The sequence below is a fragment of the Halopelagius longus genome (genome assembly GCF_900100875.1).
Classification (GTDB): Archaea; Halobacteriota; Halobacteria; order Halobacteriales; family Haloferacaceae; genus Halopelagius; species Halopelagius longus.
Window position 1 is genome coordinate 411,635 of record NZ_FNKQ01000003.1, and the last position, 21,380, is coordinate 433,014.

The window sequence follows — 21,380 nt, forward strand, 5'->3', positions numbered from 1 at the left end:
CTTCTGGTAGCCCAACCGTTTTCTCCCGGAGTCTCCGAGTTCGGATATGGAACTCTCCGTAGTCGACCTCTCTCCGGTCCCCGACGACGGCACTGCGACCGACGCGTACGCGAACACCGTCGAAGCCGCGAAGCAGGCCGAACGACTCGGATACACCCGGTTCTGGGTGGCCGAACACCACGGGATGGCCGACACCCTCGCGGGGACGACGCCGGAGGTGTTGCTCGGGCATCTCGCCGCCGAAACCGACTCGATTCGCCTCGGGTCGGGGGCGGTGCTCCTCAACCACTACAGTCCGTTCAAGGTCGCGGAGGTGTTCGGCGCGTTGGACGCTCTCGCGCCGGGGCGCGTCGACGCGGGACTGGGGCGGGCCAACGGGTCGCCCGCCGTCGATAGCGCCCTCGGGACCGAACGGCGCGTCGAGAACCCCGACGAGGACCACAGAGAGAAAGTCGAGGCCGTCGTCAACCACCTCTACGACGACTACCCGGAGGGCCACGCCTACGGAGACCTGGAGATTCCGCGCTCGGGGGCGGCGGAGCCGGTTCCGTGGGTGCTCGGCTCCAGTCCGTCGAGCGCGGCCATCGCGGCCGAACTCGGACTACGCTACTGCTTCGCGGCGTTCATCCGACCGCAGTTCGCCGCCCACTCCTTCGAGGAGTACCGCGAACAGTTCCGGTCGTCTCCGCTGGCCGGCGGAACGGACGACCCGCGGGGGATAGTCGCGGTGAACGCCGTCTGCGCCGACACCGACGAGGAGGCGGCGCGACTCCGGGCGGTGGCCGAGGCGTCGTTCAAGCGGATGCAACGGGGCGTCGTCGGCACCACCCCGTCCGTCGAGGAGGCCATCGACGAACTCGGCGGCGTCCCCGACCCGACGCCCGCGACGCTGGACGAAGACGAGTGGCCGCGGGCCATCTCCGGGAGTCCGGAGACGCTCTCGGGGCTCTTAGAGCAACTCGCGGACCGCGTCGGCGTCGACGAGGTGATGATCCAGCACGTCGTCTCGGACCACGACGACGCGCTTCGCTCTCACGAGTTGCTGGCCGAGGGCGTCGGACTCGACCCTCGCTGACGCCAGCGCTTTTGTTCCGGTGGCGTGACACGTCGGTATGGAATCGCCGTGCGAGGCGACTGTCGGGAGGGGGGCGCTGATTCCGGCGGTCGTCGGCGGAGCGACGACCGCGTTAGCCGGCGTCGTCGGCTACCTACTGCCGCCGTTACGCGCCACCGACTACGGCGACGGGATGAACGCGACGTTCGAGGTACTCCGCTACTTCGTCCGGCGGTCGATTCCGTACCACGCCGCGGTACTGGTGTTCGTCCCGTTCGTTACGACCGTCGTCCTCCTCTCGGCGGACCGCCGGTGGGGGGTGACCGGGGCGGAGGCGGAGGCGAACTCCGACCTGACCGTCGGCCTCGGTATCGTCTCCGGTCCCGTCGTGACCGTCGTCGTCGCGGCGGTGACCGCCGTCGCCGCCACCGGGGCGACGAACGGGGTCGGCGTGATGGCGTACGCGTTCGTCTTCGGACTCGGGATAACCACGGTTCTGCTGTCTATCGTGTTCGCGGCCGAGACGGCGAGCGTTCTCGCCGGGTACGCCCTCGTGCGGGGAGTTCGGTGGGTCCGACGGCGTCGAACGTGACGCCAGCGATCAGGTGTCGGCGTAGAATCGGGCGAGGCCGCACTCCGGACAGACGTGACAGTTCAGGTACTTCCCCTTCAGGTCGAGTTTGCCCAAGAGGCCACCCTCGACGTCGATTCGGATTCCGTCGCCGCGGTAGGAGGTCTTGTGCTCGGTTTCGCGCATCTCCACGTCGCAGTCGGGACAGGACGGCATAGGCCGGGGTTTCGACCGGAACCTAATAAGAGGCGGTGCGCGTCCCGCCGGTCGGTTTGTACGTCGATTCGTCGCACCGAAGCGAGAGTCCGCGGCGGGGTCGGGCACCACAAAGGAGTTAACGCGAACCGAGCAACGGTGCGTATGAGCCTCAAATCGAAGGTATTCGGCGCGTTCGGCTACCTTCTCCTCCTCGTCGCTCTCGTGACGGCGCTGTGGGGTGTCTGGGTCGTCGGGCTGACGCTGTCGAACGGAGCGACCGAGGGCCGTCTGCTGGCGGTTCTGTCCTCCTTCGGGTCCGCGGTTACGTTCGGCTTCTTCGGCTACTTCGTCCGGAAGTTCGTCGCCGGACAGGTGCTTCCGATAGACGTGGACAAGTCCGTCGCGTACCGCGCTGGACGGTGAACGGCGTTCGGAGACGAAAACCGAGAGAGTAGCGCTGTCCGGTGACGCGTCGGGGGTTCTCGTCTGTACGCGAGGCGACCGAAGGGAGCCTCGCGGCCTTTTTGTCGCCAGAACGCGAAGCGTTCTGGCTGAACGACCAGAAATCGGAGATTTCTGGTAGTGGTCCAGATTTTTGCGGTGAGCGGTCGCGCGAAGCGCGACCCGAACCGGAAAAAGGTGGGTTTAGAAGTGATTCGGCGACTCGTTGCCGTACTGGAGTTCGCCCCCGCGTCCCCCTTCGACGGTACTGCTGCCGTGGTCGCCGGAACTCGGCACCTTCACCTGCACGTCGGTCACCTCGTCGAAGTCCATGATGAGGTCCGACTTGATGTTGTCCGCGGTGATGTCGCTGATGCCGCATCCGGCGCACGCGCCGCCGAGTTCGACGACGACTTCGCCGCTCTCGGGGTCCGCCTTCTGGACGACGCTGTTCCCTCCGTGCATCTGAATGATGGGCATCTGACCGGTCATCCACGTCTCGATGCGCTCCTTCAGCGACTCCCCGGATTCACCATCGTCGGTCATTACACGGTACTTTGTGCCGCACGTACGGGTATGTTGCGGTTGTACTCGGGACTAATCGACACGAAGCGATGTGTGTCACGAACGACGTGTGTCGTTTCCGCTGTCATCTCCGCCCGCGCCGGTCCGACGCCGGAGAAGCCACCCGGCGAGCGACACCGACCCGACGGCGGCCCCGACGCCGAATCCGGGCGAGCGAGTCGTCGTCCCGGCCGACTCTCCCGCCTCGTCCGTCGCGGTGACGACGACCGGTTCCGTCGTCGCCCCGCCGCCCTCGTCGGCGACGAGCGTCGGCGGGTCGGCCTGTTGCCCCGCGTGGTCGGGGAACGTGTAGAGGCGGCCGGGAACGTCGTCGACGCCCATGCTGGAGGCGACGAAGAACCCCTCGCGCGCGCCGGGGACGGCCAACTCCGCGCTCCAGAAGCGCGTCTTCTCCGGGGCGCGCCACCACGAGAGTTGTCTCGGGTTCCGCGGGTCGGAGACGTCGTGTCGCTTCACGCCGCCTTGGTACCACGAGGAGTACAGTCGCCCGTCCCGAATCTGGAAGTTGTGCGCGGTGGTCCAGACGCCGCCGTACGTCGGGTCCGGGGAGGGCGGCGGCGCGATGGTCGAGAGGCGTTCCGGCGCGGCGGGGTCCGACACGTCCCAGAGGTCGATGCCGGAGGGGCCGCCGACGCGTTGCTCCTCTCCGGTGCCGGTTTCGGTACCGGCGTCCGTCGCGTCGGCGCGGCGCGCCCACGACTCCTTGCCGACGGCGAGGAGGTCGCCCGACTCGTCGGTCGCCGAGTAGTGGTGGTTCCCCGGCGGCGCTATCGGTCGGCCGCGGACCTCGGCGGACGAGAGCGACGAGAGCGTCGTCGGATCCGGCGCTTCGACGCTTCCGACGGCGGTGAGGTCGCTCGGGTCCGAGACGTCCACCAACCACGTCCCGGCGTCCCAGAGGGAGAGGTGGGCCACGTCGCCGCGGACGAACACGTCGTGGAGGGGTCTCAGCGAGGCGTCCACGTCTCCCCACGCCGGGTCCGCGTCCGAGAGCGCCCACCGACCGAGTTCCTCGCCGGACGCCGCATCGACGAGGACGAGGGGGTTGTCCTCGCCGTCGTTGCCGGTGAGGTAGGCGACGCCGCCGCGGAGGAAGCAGTTGTGAATCGGGTACGACGTCTCGACGAAGGAGACGCGCTCCGGAGCGGCGGGGTCGGACACGTCGACGAGGAGGACGCCCGAGACGGCACCGGGGCGGGAGTTCGCCGGGCCGACGACGGCGAGCGTGTTCGACTCGGCGTCGAGGTTCACGTCGTGAATCTCTCTGAGGGGACCGGCCTCGTGTTCCGACACCGGGTCACGCACGTCCGCGAGAACCTGCGGTCGGTCGGGCACGGAGACGTCCACGGCGGCGTACCCCGTCGTCGTCGCGACGTACGCCACGTCGCCGTCGGGGGAGACGACGGCCTCCTTCGTCCCCTCCAACTCGACGTGGCCGTACGGTTCGTACGGTCCGGGGTGGGCGGCGGCAGAACCGGTCGCCGCCGACCCGAGGACGCCGACGCCGAGCATCGACCCGGCGGCTTTCAGGGCGTCACGTCGTCGCATGAATCGCACTGGGGTACGCAGAGAGATAAGGAGTGTCTTCGGTTCGAGAGGCGGTCCCCCGCCGCGACGCTACAGGGGGGGGTTATCGCGCCCTACAGGCGCGAGCGGTCCCCGGTGCCGCCTGCGACGCTACGGGCGAGTGGTCTCGCTCTACAAGCGAGACCGGTCACCCGTACCGCCTGTGGTAACCCCGCCGAGTCCTCGCGCCCTACAGGCGCGAGCGGTCACCGGTGCCACCAGTCAACGCGCTTGCGACGGCACCCTGTACGACCACCTCGTCTCCGAGCGTCGTCAGTTCTATCTCGGGAATGTTGGTCATCACCATGTCGTCCATCCGGTCGCGTATCGGGTCGAGAATCTGCTCCGGGTTGTTGAGGGCGACTGCGCCGCCGACGTAGATGATGATGGGAGCGTACGCGTGGACGATGTTCGCGACGCCCATCGCGTTCCAGTGGCCGACTTGGTCGACGACGTAGGACGCGAAGTCGTCGCCGGCGTCGGCGTGTTCGAAGACGTCCACCGCGGAGAAGTCGGCGTCCTCTATCGGCATCGACGTCTCGACGTTGTCCTCCTCGTAGAGGTACTCGGCGTAGCGGGGGATGTTGTTCCCCGAACAGTACGCCTCCCAGTGTCCGTCGTGTCCGCACCCGCAGGTCAGCAGTCCCTGCGGGTCGAGGGTCATGTGTCCGACTTCGCCCGCGTTGCCGTCCCATCCCGCGAGAACTTCGCCGTCGACGCAGACGCCCGCGCCGACGCCGGAGGAGATGGTGAGATACACCATGTCGTCGGGGTTTCTGTCGCTGTAGAACCGTTCGCCGATGACGCCCGCGTTCGTGTCGTTGTGAAGGTAGATACGGTCGGTGTCGAGGAGAACCGAAATCGGGCCGGTCAGCGGAATCCGGTCGATGGTGTCCGGTAGGTTCGCCGGGTTCTCGACCGCCCCTTCCGCGAGGTCCAACGGGCCGATGGAGGCGATGCCTCCGGCCGTCGCCTCGTCCGGTTCCACGCCGGCGTCGTCGCACGCCTCGCGGACGACGCGGAGGACGGCTTCCGTCACCGCGATGCCTGTCGGACCGCGGGGCGTCCCGTCGATGGAGGAACCGATGATCGTGCCGTCGTCGTCGGCTACGACCGCGCGGACGTTGGTGGCGCCCAGGTCGACGCCCACGTAGTAGGCCATTGTTCGGATTGGCGTCTCCGCGATACTTAACTAAGCGGGTTCTTACCAGCGTTTGGTACCCCTCGTCGGTGTGCACAAATCGGCGTCGAATCGGCCGACGGAAGCGCCGTCGTCAGTTCGTGTCGGCCCGGACGAACGTCACCGGACAGGGCGACGAGAGCATGACCTCTTGAGCGACGCTTCCGAACACCGCTTTGCCCGCCGGGGAACGGCGACGGCCGCCGACGACGACTCGGTCGGCCTTCACGTCCTTGGCGAGTTCGACGATGGACTTGCCGTGTTCGCCGACCGCGCCGCGGACGTCGTACCCGACGCCCGCGTCCTCGAAGTGCTTCTGCAGTTCCCGGATGGTGGCGTGTCTGGCCGCCACCGCGTCCGCCGAGAGGTTCTCCGCGTCCCGGTCGAACTCCAAGTTGTCGATGGTGTCCTCGTACTCCGCCTCGGTGAAGACGTGCCCGATGACGACCCGCGCCCCGGCGGGTCCCGCGACGTCTATCGTCTCTTCGGCCAGTCGGTCGATTCGGTCTCGGTCGCCGTGCCCGACGGCGAGAAGGATGGTTTCGAGAGCCATACTACGCCTTTCACCTGACGGCCCTTAACAATGTCGGGTATTTTTACTCGTGTTAGAATAAATATTTCAATAACCGTCGTGAGTGAGGGTAGTTGACGTGAGGCGTGCTAGCAGTATGTAGTTTACGCCGTCCGTGAGTTCTTTCGGCGGCCCCGGCGATGGACGGACCATGCTCACGCCGGAGTTAGCGGACCGAACCGTACTCGTCACCGGGAGTTCACGCGGCATCGGGCGCGGCATCGTCCTCGCCGCGGCGGAGGGAGGCGCGTCAGTCGCCGTCAACTACAACACGAGCGAAGACGCCGCCGAGGACGTCGCCCGCGAGGCGAGAGAACGCGGCGCACCCGCGGCGACGACGGTGCAGGGGGACGTGACCGACCCCGACTCGGTGGACCGGATGTTCGCCGCCGTCGAGGACGAGTTGGGGACGGTGGACGTCCTCGTCAACAACGTGGGGAGTTTCGCGCCGAGTCACTGGGAGGAGATTTCGGTCGAGAAGTGGCGGGAGGTGATGGCGACGAACCTCGACGGCACGGTGCTCTGCTCGAAGCGGGCGCTTCCGGCGATGCGCGAACAGGAGTGGGGAAGAATCGTCAACATCGGCTACGCGGGCAGCGAGAAGGCCCTCGTCTACCCGAAGAACTTCCCGTACTTCGTGGCGAAGACGGGCGTCCTGATGTTCACGCGGATGCTCGCCAACGACACGACGGACGACGGCATCACGGTCAACGCGGTGTCGCCGTACGTCGTCGAGACGTCCGACGAGTTCCCCGAGGACGCCCCCCGCGGGCGGTGGGCGACCGTCGAGGACGTCGCTCACGCGGTCATGTTCTTCCTCGACGAGGATAGCGGGTACGTGAGCGGAGAGAACGTCGAAGTCGACGGCGGGTGGCTACCCGAACGCCTCTGAAACGGACTGTCGTCCGCGGAGAATCAGTAGTCGGGCGCGTCGTCTTCGACTTCCCGCTTCATCGAGTCGCGGCGGGACTTGGCGTCGCGGCCGGTCGCTTCCAGAAGGAACTCGTTTTTGGCGTTGACGGCGTCTTGGGCGTGGTCTTCGAGTCCCTTGTCGAGAATCTCTTGGGCGTCGCGTTCCTCGAAGTGGACCGCGAGTTTGTCCTTCTTACCGCTGTACTCCGCCGCACCGGCGACGATGCGCGTGAACACGGGGTTCTTCGGTTCCTCGACGACGTAGAGTTCGTGTCCGTCGTACTCTTCGGTTCCCGAGACGGGACCGAAGTACTCCTCGATGAACCCTTTGAGGTCCGGAACGCGTTCCTCCAGCGTCTCCCCGCGACGCATCTTGTACTGCTTCATGGCCCGTGATTTGACAGGCGATGGTTTACCTGTTTCGTCACTCGATTCGTCTGCGGCGGTGTGTCAGTCCCTCCGGTAGACGCGTCGCCGGCCGTCGCTCGGCGAAAAGAGTTCGGCGCGTCGGCTATCGGTGACGGCCGTCGGCGGGTCGAGAGGCGTCGGCGCGACGCCTACAGTTGACGCTCCGCGATGTACCCCCGCTTACACTCGGGGCAGATGTCGCCGGCGCGCATCGAGGACGCGCCCGCGATGCGCGCGTGGTCGCAGTTCGGACAGTAGAACTCCACGCGTTCGTCCGGTACGTCGGCCTCCAGTTCGAGTTCGTTGTCGGCGCGGGCGAACCCGTCGTCGCCGCCGACCACGTCGTCGTCGCCGTACGACTCCGCGCGGCCGTTCGTCTCCGGCGTCAGACCGCCGCCGAACGCCACCTCCGCGGGCGTCCCGTCGGAGGGTTCCGCGTCGAACCCCTCGTCCTCGCCGGTGTGCTCGGGCCACGGGGCGTTCGACCCGCCCTCGTCTTCGGGCAGTTCCTCGCGCGCGGGCCACTCGCCGTGACCGCGGTTCGCCGCGTCGGCGGTCGAACCCTCGTCGGCGGACGCGGTTCCGGCGGCGGCGTCGCCGGGACGCGGCGCGTCCTCGTCGGCGTCGATGAGTTCCGCGTCGTCGGTCACCGGTTCGCCGTCGCCGTCTCTGGGCAGGTCTTCGGGCAGTTCCTCCGCGGCGGCGGACTCCTGCGCCGCGACTTCGGGGTCCGCGTCGGTCTCCTCGGGCCACTGCGTCGGGTCGCGTTCCCCGTCGCCGTCGTCGTCGAGGATGACGGCGTCGTCCTCCTCGGGGTCCGTCGGCGGTTCGAAGTCGTCGTCCTCGTCGGCGAACCCGGTTCCGGCGTCGGCGTCGGCGTCGGTTTCGGCGGACGAGGCGTCGGCCGGCGACGCGTTCGGTTCGGCCTCGGAGATGTGCGAGGTGGGGTCGGGGTCGCCGGACGGCGTCCCGCGGCCCGAACGGGGTTCGTCGGCGGCGTCTGGTCCCGAACTACCGGGCGTCGCGCCCGGCGCGGACGCGGAGTCGGACGTCGGTGCCGTCCCCCGGGTCGGTCCCCCCGTCGCTCCGCTTTCGTCGAGTCCGACCTCCGAGGGAGACCGAATCGAGGTCACTTCCTTGTTCTCGCTGACGAGATGCTCGGTGCCGCACCGCTTGCAGACCTGCAGTTCCCGAATCGTAACGACGACTTCGTCGCCGTTCTCCTGGCGTTCGCGCTCTATCTCGGGGTCCCCGTATTCGTGCCCGAGTAGACGGCACTTTAGTCCCATTACCCGCTTTTCGGAAACTCAGCGACTAAAATGTACCCCCTGCGTCGGACGCGTGGCAGACGGACCCGCGCCGGGGGCGCGGGCGGTAAGGGTAAACCACCCGCGGACGTTGTACGGGCTATGAGAGCGCGGCGGGAGTTCCAGAACCGACGGGACATCGAGGTTGACGTGCTCGATGCGTTAGTGGACCGTTCCGAGGAAGGGATGACGGTCTTCGAGTTGCGCGCCGCGGTGGACGCGGACATCGACACCATCGAGGACGCCCTCGCGAGCCTGAAGGACGACGGCCTCATCTCCGTCGACAAGCAGGGCGAACGGGTCGTCATCCTCCCGGACGAGCGGGTGATACCCGACCCCGAAGAGGAGGTCGAAGAGGAGCAGAACTTCCTCGACGCCGTGCGCGAGAAGTTGGGCCTGTGAGCGACGCGACACGGGGACGTTTTCAGAGAGGGGGACGGAGTAACGGACGATGACGGTAGTCGAGGAGTTACACGAGGCCCACGGCGCGACGTTCGAAGAGCGAGGCGGGCGACGGGTCGTGCGCGACTACGGTCGCCCCGCCGTCGCGCACCGGGCGGTCCGCAACGGGGCGGGGATCATCGAGATGGGGTACGGCGTCGTCGTCGTCGAGGGCGACGACCGGGTGGCGTTCGTCGACAACACCGTGTCGAACCGCGTCCCCGACGACGACGGCGAGGGGGTCTACGCCTTGCTCTTGGACCCGCAGGGACGCGTCGAGACGGACATGTACGTCTACAACGCGGGCGAGCGGTTGCTCTGCTTCACGCCGCCGGACCGCGCCGAACCGTTGGCCGACGACTGGGCCGAGAAGGTGTTCGTTCAGGACGTGAGCGTGCGCGAGGCGTCCGGGGAGTTCGGCATCTTCGGCGTCCACGGCCCGAAATCGACCGAGAAGGTGGCGAGCGTCCTGAAGAACGCCGCCGCGCCGGAACCGGCGATGACGTTCGACCGGGGCGTCGTCGGCGGCGAGGGCGTGACCGTGATAGCGAACGACGGCCTCACCGGCGACGAGGGGTACGAGGTGGTCTGCACCGCCGACGCCGCCGAACGGGTGTTCGACACCCTGCTAACCCAAGGCTCGGGCGCCGCGCCGTTCGGCTACGCGACGTGGGAGAGCCTCACCGCCGAGGCGGGGACCCCCCTCTTCGAGACGGAACTCTCCGGCCGCCTGCCGAACGTCCTCGGCGTCCGCAACGCGGTGGACTTCGAGAAGGGCTGTTTCGTCGGCCAAGAGGTCGTCTCGAAGGTCGAAAACCGCGGTCAGCCGAGTTCCCGCCTCGTCGGCCTCGCGGTGGAGGAACTGCCCGCGGCGGGCGACGCCGTCCTCGCGGGCGACGACGAGGTGGGCGAGGTGACCCGCGCGACGGAGGGCCCGTCCGTGGGGTCGCCCATCGCCCTCGCGGTGGTGGAGTACGACCTCGACCCCTCGGCGACGCTCTCGGTTCGCGTCGGCGTCGACGACGGCGGAGACGACGGAGCGGAGACGGTCGAAGCGACGCGCGAGACGCTCCCGTTCTACGAGGGAACCGCAGTCTCGGCGCGCGTGCCGACGTACCTCGAAGACGAGGCGTCCGAGGCGGAGTAGCTACCGACCGATCAGTTTCGCGAGGTGGTCCCGCGAGAAGAAGGAGGTGGGTCTGTCCATGTGGACCGCGATCTCTCCCGAGAGCGTCCGCAGTCCGAGTTGTTGGACCGACTCCGGCAGCGAGTACGCCCGGCGAATCCAGTGGCCGAGGGCGATTTCGCTCGACAGTTCGTCGCGCCACGCCGACTCGTAGTCCCGGAGCGTCGCCGGGTCGTCGGGCGAAATCGTCTCGACGGCGCGGTCCGCGGCGGTCATGCCGTAGAGGATGCCGCCGCCGGTGAACGGTTTCGTCTGCGCGGCGGCGTCGCCGACGAGGAACGCGCGGCGCGTCGTCACGCGGTCCGGCGGGCCGATGGGAATCGCGCCCGAACAGAAGTGGTCCGTCTCCACGTCGTAGGCGTCCGTGAGGGCGTCGAACATCTCGTTGACCTCCGCGCCGGGCGGGGCGGCCAACCCGTACTCGACGCCCGCCTCGCCCCGCGGGATGCGCCACGCGAAGAAGCGCGGCACCGTGAGGTGGACGTCCACGAAGTCGCCGTCGTCGGCGTCCTCGTCGAACGCGAGGACGCCGTGGAGTTTCTCGCCCGGTTCCGGCAGGCCGACGGCGCGCCGGACGCGGGAGACGGGGCCGTCACAGCCTGCGACCATCTTCGCCTCCACGGCGAACGTCTCTCCGTCCGCGGAGACGGTCAGTTCCACGCCGTCGTGCCGTTCCTCGATACCGGTGACGGTGTGTCCCTCGCGGACGTCCGCGCCGGCGTCGCGCGCGCAATCGGCGAGCGTTCGGTCGAGTTCCACCCGGTCTATGACGTTCGACACCTCCTCGCGCTTGTAGAACGGGTACGCGCGGGTGTCGGGACCGCCGACGCGGAAGTTCGCGCCGTAGACGCGGTTCTGGAGAAGTTTCTCCTCGGCACCCTCGGGGACGTACTCCCAGATGTCCGTGCTGACGTGCCCGGAACAGGCGAGGGGGGTGCCGACCGACCCTTTCTCGAAGGCGACGACGTCGTACCCGGACTCGGCGGCGCGTCGCGCGAAACGCGCGCCGGCGGGGCCGACGCCGACGACGGCGAAGTCGTACATCGTACTGTCGTATCGGACGACCGAACAAATACCTTCGCGGTCCGTTCGCGGAGTTATGCACCGCTTGACCCGATGGTACGTCCGCGATAACTATTTTGATGTGTGAAATCCATTACCATATCATGCGCCGAGACGCCCTCCTCGCCGCCGTCCTCGCCCCGGTAGCGTTCACCAGTTACCTCCTCAGCCTCGGCGTCGGCGTCGGCGGCGTCACGGGCGAACTCTTCCTCGCGACGGGACTCTACACCGTGATACTCGGCGGAGTGGGCGTCCTCGTCGCCGAGACGCACGAGTGGGGGTTGCTGACCCCCTTGCCCGTGGCGACGGCGCTCTCGCTTCTCGCGCCGTGGATAGGGTTCGGAGCGACCGGTGCCGTCCGGTTCGGCGTCGTCACCCCCGAATCGCTCACTCTGCTCAGTTTCCTGCCGAGCGTCGTCATCGTGGCGGTACTCGTCACCGCCATCTCGGTGCTCGAATACGCGGCGACCGAACACCCCCGCGCCGCGGAACGACTGGACGGTCGGACCGGCGTCGGGTCCATCGCCGTCGGCGTGGTCTACGCGGTGGCGGTCCTCGGCGCGTCCGGACTCCGCTTCGAGGTGACGCTCCCCTCCGTGGCGCTTCTCCTGTGGGTCACCGGCGGACTCCTCGTCCTCGGGACGGTGCCGGTGTACGTCGGCGTCCGCCTGAACCGCCTGTCGCCGCCCGCCGTCGTCGCCGCCGGACTCGTTCTCGTCCTCGTCACCTCCTCGGAGGGGCGGTTCTCCTTCAGCGTCCTCTACGCCGTCGGGTGGGTCGTCCCCCTCGGCGTCGCCCTCGTCGCCGCCGCCGCGGAGAGTCGAGTGCGCCACTACGGCGCGGGCGACCCGCGTCCGCGACTCTGAGGCCGTTCTAAGGCCTCTATATCGACTCTAACGCCGCCCTAACTCTCGTCGAGGGCCAGTCCGCGCGGCGTCTGTCGCTCGAACGCGTCGGCCCACGAGACGTCGAGGCGCGTCCACGAGTCGCCGCCGTCGGCCGTCCGGTAGAGGCCGCGGTTGTGAAGCGCGTAGAACGTCCCCGCCTCCTCGCCGCGGGCGAGAACCGCGCGGAGGACGCCCTCGCCCGTCGGGATACCCCGTTCGTCGAGTCGTTCCCACGCGTCGTCGCCGCGGCGGCGATAGAGGTACGACTCCGCCCTGTCGGCGTTGTGTGCCACCCGGGCGCTCCGGGCCGACGAGAGGAGGACGAGCGAGGGGTCGGCCGCATCAACCGCGACGCTCCAACAGTAGCGGTGGTCGAGTCCGTCCTGCGGGTGGACCCACGTCTCGCCGCCGTCCGTCGTCTCCGCGTACCCGTCGCCCGCGGCGGCCCACGCCCGCCCCGGCGCGTCGGGGTGCGTCGTCAGCGAGTGGTTGTCCCGGCGGGCCGACGGAACCCGGTCCTCCCACGTCTCGCCCCCGTCGCGCGTCCGGACGAGAGCGCCGGCTTCGATGCTGACGTACAGGTGGTCGGGGTCGTTCGGGTCGGGTTCTATCCACCGGACGTGGTGGGTGTGGGGCCGCGGCGGGAACGACCACGACGACGCAGAGGAGAGGTCGGTGAGTCCGGGGCGTTCCTCCCACGTCCGCCCGTCGTCGTCGGACCGGTAGACGGCGCTCGGTTCCGTGCCCGCCCACCACTCGTCCGGACGCCCGCCGGCGGCGACACTCGTCACCGAGTCGGGGAGGCCCGAGGCGCGCGTCCACGTCTCCCCGTCGTCTTCGCTCCGGTGCAGTCCGTCGTCGAACGTGCCGCAACAGACCGTCCCCTCGCGGAAGTCGAGAGCTTCCAAATCGTGTCCGTCGAGGTGCGTCGTCGCCGTCGGGTCCGCCGTCGGACCCCGGACGACGAGGAGGGCGTTTCGGAGGGCGGCGTAACAGGTCGTCATGTGCGTCGATAGCACGTCGAACGGGAAAAGATGTCACCCGGACTACCCTCGCCTCTCGCCGCCGCTCACGTTATCGTCCGTGATAACTGAAGCCATAGATTAATTCGGGCGGCATCTGAGTCGGATACGTAATGTCCCCGAACTGGACGGCGAGATACGCCGTTGGTATGGGGTCGCTCGTCGTCGGCGGATTCTGGCTCGCATCGTTGATGCTCTCGTTCGATGCGGCCGCCGGACGGGTCGGCCTCGTCGCGAAAGGAGTCGGCGTCTTCGGCCTCGGCGTCTCCCTCTTTGCGGCCACCATCCTCCTCGCGACGGGCGAGGAGTGAGTCGCCGGGCGCGGAGAGCGGCGACGCTCGATGTTTCGCCGCGCGTCGCCCGAGAGGCCGGCCTCAGTCGTCGCCGGTCACTTTCGCGGGCTTGCGGCGGTCCGACCGCGGTCCCTCGATGTCCACCGCGGGGAGTAAGTCGCGGAGGTACCGACCCGTGTGGGAGTCATCGGTGCGTGCGACTTCCTCGGGGGTGCCCGAGGCGACGACTTCGCCGCCGTTCTCGCCGCCCTCCGGACCCAAGTCGAGGACGTTGTCGGCGTTCTTCACCAAGTCGAGTTCGTGTTCGACGACGACGACGGTGTTGCCGTTGTCGGTGAGTCGCTGGAGCACGTCGATGAGTTTCCGTTCGTCCTCCTTGTGGAGGCCCGTCGTCGGTTCGTCGAGGAGATAGAGGGTGTCGCCCGTCTGCTTTTTCCCTAACTCCTCTGCGAGCTTGATGCGTTGGGCCTCCCCGCCCGAGAGGGTGGTCGAGGGCTGGCCGAGCGTCATGTAGTCGAGTCCGACGTCCTTCAGGAGTTGGAGGCGGCGGCGGAGTTGCGAGTTCGCCTCGAAGAACTCTAGGGCCTCCTCGACTTCCATGTCCAACACGTCGGCGATGGTCTTGCCCTTGTACGTCACGTCGAGCGTCTCGTCGTTGTAGCGCGCGCCGCCGCACTCCTCGCAGGGGACGTACACGTCCGAGAGGAAGTTCATCTCGATCTTCACGTCGCCCTGCCCGCCGCAGGCTTCACAGCGGCCGCCCTTGACGTTGAACGAGAATCGACCCTTGTCGTAGCCGCGTTGCTTCGCGAGTTTCGTCTCCGCGAACAGTTCGCGGACGTAGTCGAAGACGCCGGTGTACGTCGCGGGGTTCGACCGCGGGGTGCGACCGATGGGCGATTGGTCGATGAGGCGCACCGTCTCGATGTTCTCCGTCCCCTCGATGGCGTCGTGGTCGCCGGGGTCGACGGACGTGTTGTCGTTCATCTTCCGGGCGAGGCCCTTGTAGAGGATGTCGTGCATCAGCGTGGACTTGCCCGACCCGGAGACGCCGGTGATGGCCGTGAACTGGCCGACGGGGATGGAGACGTCCAAGTCCTTGAGGTTGTGCTGTCGCGCCCCGCGGACCGTCAGCGCCGCGTCGGAGGTGCGGCGTTCCTCGGGGACGGGAATCTCCTTGCGCCCGGAGAGGTAGTCCGCCGTGACGGAGTCGTCGGCGGCGACGATGTCGTCGAAGTCGCCCTGCGCGACGACTTCGCCGCCGCGACTGCCGGGGCCGGGACCCATGTCGATAATCTCGTCGGCGCGGCGCATCGTCTCCTCGTCGTGTTCGACGACGACGAGGGTGTTCCCCAAGTCGCGGAGACCTTCGAGGGTGTTCAGGAGGCGGTCGTTGTCCCGTTGGTGGAGGCCGATGGAGGGTTCGTCGAGGACGTAGAGGACGCCCACGAGGCCCGACCCCACCTGCGTGGCGAGTCGGATGCGCTGGCTCTCGCCGCCCGAGAGCGTCGCCGCCTCCCTGTCGAGGGTGAGGTACTCCAGGCCGACTTCCTCCATGAAGCCCAGTCGGGCGCGAATCTCCTTGCAGATCTCCTCGGCGATGGTTCGCTCCCGGTCGGTCAGGTTCTCCTCTAACCCCTCGAAGTGTTCGAGGGCGTCCCCGATGCTCATGCGGTTTATCTCCGTGATGGAGGTGCCGTCGACGAGGACGTGCCGGGACTGTTCTTTCAGGCGCGTCCCGTCGCACTCGGGGCAGGTGGTGACGGCCATGAACTCCTCGATGTGCTCGCGCGTCCGGTCGGAGTCCGTCTCTATGTGGCGACGTTCGAGGTTCTCGACGACGCCCTCGAACGGTTGTTCCTTCCGGCGGACGCCGTTCTTCGTGGACCACTGGAACACCACGTCCTCGTCGGTACCGAACAGGAAGGCGTCCTGCACCTCCTCGGGGAGTTCCTCGAACGGCGTGTTCACGGAGACGCCGAAGTGTTCCGCGACGTTGTCTATCTGCCGCCGGTAGTACGTCCGGTTGTACGACCACGGCTCGAAGACGTGCTTCAGCGGTTTCGAGGGGTCCTGAACGATGAGGTCCTCGGAGACCTCCTTCGTCTGGCCGAGACCCTCACACTCCGGACAGGCCCCGTGCGGACTGTTGAACGAGAACGACCGCGTCTCGACCTCCGAGAACTGGAAGTCGGAGTTGGGGTTCCCCAGTTCCTCGGAGAACGCGACGACGAGTCGGTCGTCGCCCTCGCCCGCGAGCGACCCGGTCGAACGCGTGTTCGAGACGAACGGCACGTCCTCCGGCGGGTCGGGGACGATCAGCTTCAGCGCACCGTCGGCCTCCTCTAACGCCGTCTCGACGCTGTCGGTGATGCGCGAACGGGCCTCCGGCGATATCTTCACCCGGTCGACGATCACGTCGACGGTGTGGTCGTAGTTCTTGTCGAGTTCGGGCCGTTCGACCGTGAGGTCGTACGCGTCGCCGTCCACCTCGACGCGGGCGTACCCGTCGGCGACGAGTTCGTCGAACAGGTCCTCGAACGCCCCCTTCTGGTCGCGGACGACCGGCGCGGCGATTTTGGCTCGCGTCCCCTCGGGGAGCGAGAGGATCTGTCGAACCATGTCTTGGGCCGACTGTTCGCCCACCTCTTCGCCCGTGACGGGGTCGTACTGCGTCCCCACCCGCGCGTAGAGGAGGCGGAGGTAATCGTGCAGTTCGGTGACCGTCCCGACGGTCGAACGGGGGTTGTTCGCCCCGTTCTTCTGGTCGATGGAGATGGCCGGTGACAGTCCCTCCACGGCCTCGACCTGCGGTTTGTCCATCTGCCCGAGGAAGTTCCGAGCGTACGCCGACAGCGACTCGATGTAGCGGCGCTGACCCTCGGCGTACACCGTGTCGAACGCCAGCGACGATTTGCCCGACCCGGAGAGGCCGGTGACGACCGTAAACGACTCCCGCGGAATCCGGACGTCGAGGTCCTTCAAGTTGTGTTCTTCGGCACCTCGAACCTCGATAAAGTCCTTACTCATCTAGATATCGGGAGGGGATGACGGGGTGAAAACCCGTCGGTTCGCGGGAGACGGAAACATACTTCGTGGTACTGCACGACAAGGATACGGAGCGATTCGCGTCGGGCGGAGACGACGAAAATCCGGGCGGTGCGGAGCGAATACGGAAGCGCCGCGGAGAGAGAAGATCGATCGAGAGGCGACGAGACGGTGAGAGCGTCCGCTCTCGGCGGGGCGGTGACGGAAAACGTCGCGTCGGCGACGCGGGTTACAGTTTCTCTCGGGCGACGCTCACGCCGGTGGGCGTGATGATGATCTGGTCGTCGCCCTTCTGGACGATGTCGCCGTCTACCTCGTTTGCGACCTGTCGCAGGTCGTCCACGATGCGTTCCATCGTGGTGTCGGAGGTGGTGTGGCGGGTGATGTCCGCGATGACGATGTCGCCGTCGTAGACGGCGTCTTTGATGGCGATGACGTCCTGTTGTTCGCCGATCGCGGCGATGCGAACGCTCATACCCGCTTCGCCGCGCGCGGTGTCGAACTCGTCTAAGTCGAGTTCGACGTAGTCCTCAGTCGTGTGCTGTCCTCCCCCGCTGAGGATTTTGCTCATGATACCCATGCGCCCTAAAAGCGCTAGCGCGGGGTTAGTTCTTACGTCAGACGCTCGTCGGACGGGGGTCGAGCGGGCGCGGCGTGCCGCCTCACGGGGGTTTTTGCTCGGGTGGTGCGACGACGCCGACGTGACATTCAGCATCTGCGTCCACGAGGAGTACGTCGACGCCGACGGCGAGACGCACGACCGGTTCGGCGTCGCCGTGACGACGCGACTCCCCGGCGTCGGGGTGCTCTGTCCGTTCGCGAGCGAGAACGGCGCCGTCGCCACGCAGAGTTTCACGAACGTCGAGTTGGGGCGGAAGGGCGTCGAGTACATCGACGACGGCCTCGCGGTCGAAGACGCCTTAGAGGCGTTGTTGAACGCCGACGAGGGGCGGACACAGCGACAACTCCACGGCGTCGACGCCGAGGGGACGTTCGCCTTCTCCGGCGACGACTGCCACGGGTGGTACGGCCACGTCGAGGGCGAGAACTACACCGTCGCCGGGAACCTCCTGACGGGCGAGTCCGTCGTGGAGGCAACCGCCGCGGCGTACGAGGAGGGGGACCGAGAGGAACCGTTGGCCAAGCGGTTGATAGGGGCCCTCTCGGCGGGGTCCGCCGAAGGCGGCGACAGGCGGACGGACTTAGAGGTGCAGAGCGCCGCCCTCGTCGTGGAGACGACGGAGGAAAGAGCGCCGGAGCCGTACTACGACGACCTGCGGGTGGACGCCTCGCGGACGCCCATCGCGGACCTCAGAGAGACGTACGAGGCGGCCAAAGAGGGGTACGAGGCCGCCATCCGGAAGTACCACGGAGGGTGAGCGCGAACGGGAGAACGACAGAGAGAGCGAGAGCGGTTCGGCGACTCAGACGGAGAACTCGTACAGTTCGTCGCCGACGTGGTGTATCGACTCGACGACTTTCCCCGAGTCGCCGACCATCTCGCGTCCGGGTTCGAGTGCGCGTCCGACCGCGAGCACCTTGCCGTGCGTCTCCTCGGCGACGAGGACGAAATCGCCAGAGTCGATGGAGTCGTCCGCCTCGACGATGCCGGGGCGCATCACGTCGGCGCCGTCGCTGACGAACGAGATGGCCCCGGCGTCGACGGTGACGACGTTGCGCGACGGCGAGTACTGGTTCGCGCCGCGGACGGTCAACGCCGGGTCGCCGTCGAGGAACATCACGACCGGTTCGCCGTCCACGAGGACGATGTCGTACTCGGAGTCGGCGAGTTCGACCATCTCGTAGGCGTCGCCGTCGAGTTCGACGCCCGTGCGGTCGGCTATCGTCTCTTCGATGTCGGCTATCTCGTCGCTCCGGAGGTGGTGGCGGGACTTCACCTTCATGCTCGGTACTGCGCCGCGGGCGCGAATAAATCGACCGTTATTCGAAGCGTACGGGATCGGCCACATTCTCCGTGGAGAGACCGTCTGAACCCCGACGAGCCGGTCGAGTGGGAATAAACGCTAAGTAACGGCGGCGCTTGGTGAATCGTATGTGGCGCTCCCGGACCAACCGGGACCGGAAGATGGTCGTCTGCATCGCCTGCGGTACCTCGGTCCTCCGCTCGGAGGCACGAGAGTACGACAAAGAGGGTGACCGTTGGGACCGGCACGGAAAGGAGTTCGAGCACCTCTGTAAGGAGTGTTACCGGGGACTCTGTCACCAACCCCGAGACGAGTTAGAGGGACTCCTCGTGGAGGTAGAACGAGACGGGGCGGATCGTTCGGAGTTCCTCAGTCGGTACTTCGGCGCGGTAGAGGAACGGTACGGGTCGGCCGAAGAGACGAACCGAGAGTCCTGACGCGACGCCCGCGGCCGCCGCGAACCGTTTTTCGATGGTCACGCTCCGCCGAGCGAACGCGACGGGCCGGAGCGCGGCGTATTGGCCGCCGTCCGACGCACCGACGGTTCTGCGTGCGACACGACTAACTACCTCTCCCGTTTACTTCCGCGCATGTCGAACGACGCGCAGGCGCAGGCCGGGACGGCGGAGGGGCAAGGGCCCGTCGAAATCAGCCCCGACGTCGCCCGGCAACTGAAAGAGAAACGCGAAGAACTCTTCGAGGAGTTCGAGATTCGGGACAAGTTCCCGCCGGAAGTCCTCGCGGAGGCCCGGGAACGGACCGAGGGCGTCCACGACGAGATTCAGGACGAAATCGACGAGCGACGCGACTTACGCGACCTGACGACGTGGACGACGGACCCGGTGGACGCACAGGACTTCGACGACGCCATCAGCATCGAGGAGGGCGAGGAGACGTACACGCTGTGGGTCCACATCGCGGACGTGAGCCACTACGTCCACCCCGGATCGGAGATGTGGGACGAGGCGGTCAAGCGCGGCAACACCGTCTACCTGCCCGCGTACACCATCCACATGCTCCCGCCGACGCTGGCGGAGACGGTCTGTTCGCTCGTCCCCAACGAGGACCGCCTCGCCCACACCGTCGAGATGGAGATAGAGAAGGAGAACCTCTCGTTCGAGAACATCGAGATATACAAGTCCGTCATCGAGTCGGACGAACGACTCACCTACACCCAGTGCGAGGCGCGCCTCGACGACGAGGACTTACCGCTTCACGAGGAGTGTAACCTCGTCTTCGAACTCGCAGACCAGATGCACCAACAGCGAAAGGAGGACGGCTCTCTGGTCCTCAACCCGCGGCGCGACAGGGCACACACCATCATCGAGGAGTGCATGCTGAAGGCCAACAAGGCCGTCACGCACGAACTGATGTGGGGGCGGGGCGTCGAGGCGATGTACCGCGTCCACCCGCAACCGACCCCCGACCAGTGGGACAAGGCGCTCCGAGAGATCATGGAACTCGACGGCGTCTCCATCCCGAGCGCGAAGTTCGACGACCCGCGGAAGGCCGTCAACGCCGCCCTCGAAGACTCGCCGCCGCGCGCCCTCAACAAGATTCAGCGCGCCGTCCTGAAGGTGATGCCCCGAGCGAAGTACATGAACGACCCCTTCGGCGGACACCACGCGCTGAACTTCGACATCTACGGGCACTTCACCTCGCCCATCCGCCGACTGTCGGACCTCATCAACCACTGGATAGTCCACGAGAACGACGTTCCCGAGGACCTCATCGAACTGTGCGACCGGGCGTCGGACCGACAGAAGGACGCCGAAACCGCGGAGCGACTGTACAAGCAGTTCCTCGAAGAGGTCCATCTGGACCCCTACGCGGTGAACAACCGCGGCCTCCGGACCGTAGACGAGGAGGGCAACGTCGTCAACGAGAACGGTCTGCCGCCCGAGGAAGCGGACCTGCGCGAGGATTGACCTCTCTGTCCGGTCGAGACTCCGCGGGGACCGCCTCGAAAATCGCCCGCGGCGTCACTTCTTGTGGGTGAAGAGGAGTACGTCGTCGTCGTGCGTCGTGACGCAGAGGTCCAACAGCATGCTCAGTTCGAGGCTGTTGTACTCCTCTTCGCAGACCACGAGGTCGTCGAACGGTTTCTCGCAGGCCGGACAGGCGATACTCACCGTGTTTCGGTACGTGGTGACGCCGCCACTCGACTCGTGGGGCGTCACGGACGAGATGAGGTCGTCGTACGCTGCGTCGTCCATGTTCTGTCGGAGACGACGGGATGCTGTGTGATAACTTTACTCCTACCGTGAGACTGGTCCCCGCGAGCGACCGTTTGGTTCGAGAGAATCCGAACGGAGGCGAGGAGAGCTACTTCTCGAAACTCGTCAGTCGAGACGAGGAGTGACGTCGTTCCCGCGGACCGACGCGCTCTCTTTCTCCGCGGCGACGGGAAAAACGCCGAACCGAGGACCGACCGCCTCACGGGAGCGGTTCGGCCCCCGTCGATTGTGTTCCGGTGGCCCGTTCGACGGCGCCGCCGCAGTCCGGACATTTCCTGCGGTCCGACTGGAACGTCCGTTCGCAGACGGTGCACTCGTAGTGGTACGGGTCGGTGCTGCGCCACCGGTCGATTCTCTCCTTGAGGTCGGTGAGGAACGCCATCGGTGCCCACCGTTCGACGCTACGCTGTGGTCCTTGATACCACTTGTCGTTGCGTCGCTCAAGCCGTTCGCCGCCCGAAATGAGATCAGAGACGTTCGTTCTCA

The 21,380-nt window shown here is 67.0% G+C and carries 25 protein-coding genes; 11 read left to right on the forward strand and 14 right to left on the reverse strand.

The window, feature by feature from the left end; genetic code table 11:
• Positions 1–46 precede the first annotated feature (46 nt).
• Entirely contained in the window at positions 47–1,075 is a 1,029-nt protein-coding gene (locus BLS11_RS12815) for an LLM class flavin-dependent oxidoreductase (protein WP_092538041.1), read from the forward strand.
• A gap of 37 nt (positions 1,076–1,112) precedes the next feature.
• Positions 1,113–1,646 carry a hypothetical protein gene (locus BLS11_RS12820; RefSeq protein ID WP_092538043.1) on the forward strand — a complete coding sequence of 178 codons (534 nt, stop codon included), beginning with the start codon at positions 1,113–1,115 and terminating at the stop codon, positions 1,644–1,646.
• A gap of 9 nt (positions 1,647–1,655) precedes the next feature.
• Here BLS11_RS12820 and BLS11_RS12825 read toward each other — a convergent pair whose 3' ends face one another.
• The gene (locus BLS11_RS12825) at positions 1,656–1,841 is read right to left on the reverse strand and encodes a hypothetical protein (RefSeq protein ID WP_092538045.1); all 186 of its coding nucleotides are present in this window, start codon (positions 1,839–1,841) and stop codon (positions 1,656–1,658) included.
• Positions 1,842–1,985: 144 nt separating this feature from the next.
• On the opposite strand from BLS11_RS12825, the gene BLS11_RS12830 reads away from it, so the two are divergent.
• Positions 1,986–2,246: a hypothetical protein gene (locus BLS11_RS12830; RefSeq protein ID WP_092538047.1), complete on the forward strand. Its 261-nt coding sequence runs from the start codon at positions 1,986–1,988 to the stop codon at positions 2,244–2,246.
• A 222-nt stretch (positions 2,247–2,468) separates the two neighbouring features.
• Here BLS11_RS12830 and BLS11_RS19720 read toward each other — a convergent pair whose 3' ends face one another.
• The 4 genes from BLS11_RS19720 to BLS11_RS12850 form a co-directional block, all read right to left on the reverse strand.
• Positions 2,469–2,810, reverse strand: a complete 342-nt coding sequence (locus BLS11_RS19720; RefSeq protein ID WP_092538049.1) for a NifU family protein — start codon at positions 2,808–2,810, stop codon at positions 2,469–2,471.
• A gap of 75 nt (positions 2,811–2,885) precedes the next feature.
• The gene (locus BLS11_RS12840; protein ID WP_092538051.1) at positions 2,886–4,397 is read right to left on the reverse strand and encodes an LVIVD repeat-containing protein; all 1,512 of its coding nucleotides are present in this window, start codon (positions 4,395–4,397) and stop codon (positions 2,886–2,888) included.
• 208 nt (positions 4,398–4,605) lie between these two features.
• A complete protein-coding gene (locus BLS11_RS12845; protein ID WP_092538053.1) occupies positions 4,606–5,577 on the reverse strand; it encodes an ROK family protein in 972 nt (323 codons plus the stop codon).
• Between the two features lie 112 nt (positions 5,578–5,689).
• Positions 5,690–6,148: a universal stress protein gene (locus BLS11_RS12850; protein WP_092538055.1), complete on the reverse strand. Its 459-nt coding sequence runs from the start codon at positions 6,146–6,148 to the stop codon at positions 5,690–5,692.
• A gap of 169 nt (positions 6,149–6,317) precedes the next feature.
• On the opposite strand from BLS11_RS12850, the gene BLS11_RS12855 reads away from it, so the two are divergent.
• Positions 6,318–7,058 (forward strand): SDR family NAD(P)-dependent oxidoreductase, encoded by a 741-nt coding sequence (locus BLS11_RS12855; protein WP_092538057.1) that lies wholly within the window; start codon positions 6,318–6,320, stop codon positions 7,056–7,058.
• 23 nt (positions 7,059–7,081) lie between these two features.
• Here BLS11_RS12855 and BLS11_RS12860 read toward each other — a convergent pair whose 3' ends face one another.
• Together BLS11_RS12860 and BLS11_RS12865 are read right to left on the reverse strand one after the other, a co-directional pair.
• On the reverse strand, positions 7,082–7,465 hold the full coding sequence (locus tag BLS11_RS12860) for a DUF5611 family protein (protein WP_092538059.1): 384 nt from the start codon (positions 7,463–7,465) through the stop codon (positions 7,082–7,084).
• Between the two features lie 170 nt (positions 7,466–7,635).
• The gene (locus tag BLS11_RS12865; protein WP_092538061.1) at positions 7,636–8,775 is read right to left on the reverse strand and encodes a DUF7093 family protein; all 1,140 of its coding nucleotides are present in this window, start codon (positions 8,773–8,775) and stop codon (positions 7,636–7,638) included.
• Between the two features lie 120 nt (positions 8,776–8,895).
• On the opposite strand from BLS11_RS12865, the gene BLS11_RS12870 reads away from it, so the two are divergent.
• Positions 8,896–9,195: a DUF6432 family protein gene (locus BLS11_RS12870; protein ID WP_092538063.1), complete on the forward strand. Its 300-nt coding sequence runs from the start codon at positions 8,896–8,898 to the stop codon at positions 9,193–9,195.
• 49 nt (positions 9,196–9,244) lie between these two features.
• Positions 9,245–10,381 (forward strand): CAF17-like 4Fe-4S cluster assembly/insertion protein YgfZ, encoded by a 1,137-nt coding sequence (gene ygfZ, locus BLS11_RS12875; protein WP_092538065.1) that lies wholly within the window; start codon positions 9,245–9,247, stop codon positions 10,379–10,381.
• Here the strand turns inward: ygfZ and BLS11_RS12880 are convergent, their stop codons facing one another.
• The gene (locus BLS11_RS12880; protein ID WP_092538067.1) at positions 10,382–11,464 is read right to left on the reverse strand and encodes a geranylgeranyl reductase family protein; all 1,083 of its coding nucleotides are present in this window, start codon (positions 11,462–11,464) and stop codon (positions 10,382–10,384) included.
• Positions 11,465–11,586: 122 nt separating this feature from the next.
• On the opposite strand from BLS11_RS12880, the gene BLS11_RS12885 reads away from it, so the two are divergent.
• A complete protein-coding gene (locus BLS11_RS12885) occupies positions 11,587–12,348 on the forward strand; it encodes a hypothetical protein (RefSeq protein ID WP_092538069.1) in 762 nt (253 codons plus the stop codon).
• Between the two features lie 38 nt (positions 12,349–12,386).
• Here BLS11_RS12885 and BLS11_RS12890 read toward each other — a convergent pair whose 3' ends face one another.
• Positions 12,387–13,373: a WD40/YVTN/BNR-like repeat-containing protein gene (locus tag BLS11_RS12890; protein WP_092538071.1), complete on the reverse strand. Its 987-nt coding sequence runs from the start codon at positions 13,371–13,373 to the stop codon at positions 12,387–12,389.
• 167 nt (positions 13,374–13,540) lie between these two features.
• Here BLS11_RS12890 and BLS11_RS12895 point away from each other — a divergent pair, with 167 nt between their 5' ends.
• Complete coding sequence (locus BLS11_RS12895) at positions 13,541–13,702, forward strand: hypothetical protein (protein WP_245698903.1); 162 nt, start codon at positions 13,541–13,543, stop codon at positions 13,700–13,702.
• Positions 13,703–13,765: 63 nt separating this feature from the next.
• Here BLS11_RS12895 and uvrA read toward each other — a convergent pair whose 3' ends face one another.
• Both uvrA and BLS11_RS12905 read right to left on the reverse strand, forming a co-directional pair.
• Positions 13,766–16,714, reverse strand: a complete 2,949-nt coding sequence (gene uvrA, locus BLS11_RS12900; protein ID WP_092538075.1) for an excinuclease ABC subunit UvrA — start codon at positions 16,712–16,714, stop codon at positions 13,766–13,768.
• 247 nt (positions 16,715–16,961) lie between these two features.
• Complete coding sequence (locus BLS11_RS12905; RefSeq protein WP_092538077.1) at positions 16,962–17,312, reverse strand: cell division protein SepF; 351 nt, start codon at positions 17,310–17,312, stop codon at positions 16,962–16,964.
• A 121-nt stretch (positions 17,313–17,433) separates the two neighbouring features.
• Here BLS11_RS12905 and BLS11_RS12910 point away from each other — a divergent pair, with 121 nt between their 5' ends.
• On the forward strand, positions 17,434–18,111 hold the full coding sequence (locus BLS11_RS12910; protein WP_092538079.1) for a DUF1028 domain-containing protein: 678 nt from the start codon (positions 17,434–17,436) through the stop codon (positions 18,109–18,111).
• A gap of 45 nt (positions 18,112–18,156) precedes the next feature.
• On the opposite strand, the gene BLS11_RS12915 is transcribed toward BLS11_RS12910, so the two are convergent.
• The gene (locus BLS11_RS12915) at positions 18,157–18,636 is read right to left on the reverse strand and encodes an RNA-binding protein (RefSeq protein ID WP_092538081.1); all 480 of its coding nucleotides are present in this window, start codon (positions 18,634–18,636) and stop codon (positions 18,157–18,159) included.
• Positions 18,637–18,785: 149 nt separating this feature from the next.
• On the opposite strand from BLS11_RS12915, the gene BLS11_RS12920 reads away from it, so the two are divergent.
• Together BLS11_RS12920 and BLS11_RS12925 are read left to right on the forward strand one after the other, a co-directional pair.
• A complete protein-coding gene (locus BLS11_RS12920; protein WP_092538083.1) occupies positions 18,786–19,094 on the forward strand; it encodes a DUF7562 family protein in 309 nt (102 codons plus the stop codon).
• A gap of 153 nt (positions 19,095–19,247) precedes the next feature.
• Positions 19,248–20,585 (forward strand): ribonuclease catalytic domain-containing protein, encoded by a 1,338-nt coding sequence (locus BLS11_RS12925; RefSeq protein WP_092538085.1) that lies wholly within the window; start codon positions 19,248–19,250, stop codon positions 20,583–20,585.
• Between the two features lie 54 nt (positions 20,586–20,639).
• Here BLS11_RS12925 and BLS11_RS12930 read toward each other — a convergent pair whose 3' ends face one another.
• Positions 20,640–20,873: a DUF7385 family protein gene (locus tag BLS11_RS12930; RefSeq protein WP_092538087.1), complete on the reverse strand. Its 234-nt coding sequence runs from the start codon at positions 20,871–20,873 to the stop codon at positions 20,640–20,642.
• Between the two features lie 220 nt (positions 20,874–21,093).
• Complete coding sequence (locus BLS11_RS12935; protein WP_092538089.1) at positions 21,094–21,276, reverse strand: methionine--tRNA ligase; 183 nt, start codon at positions 21,274–21,276, stop codon at positions 21,094–21,096.
• Between the last annotated feature and the right edge of the window lie 104 nt (positions 21,277–21,380).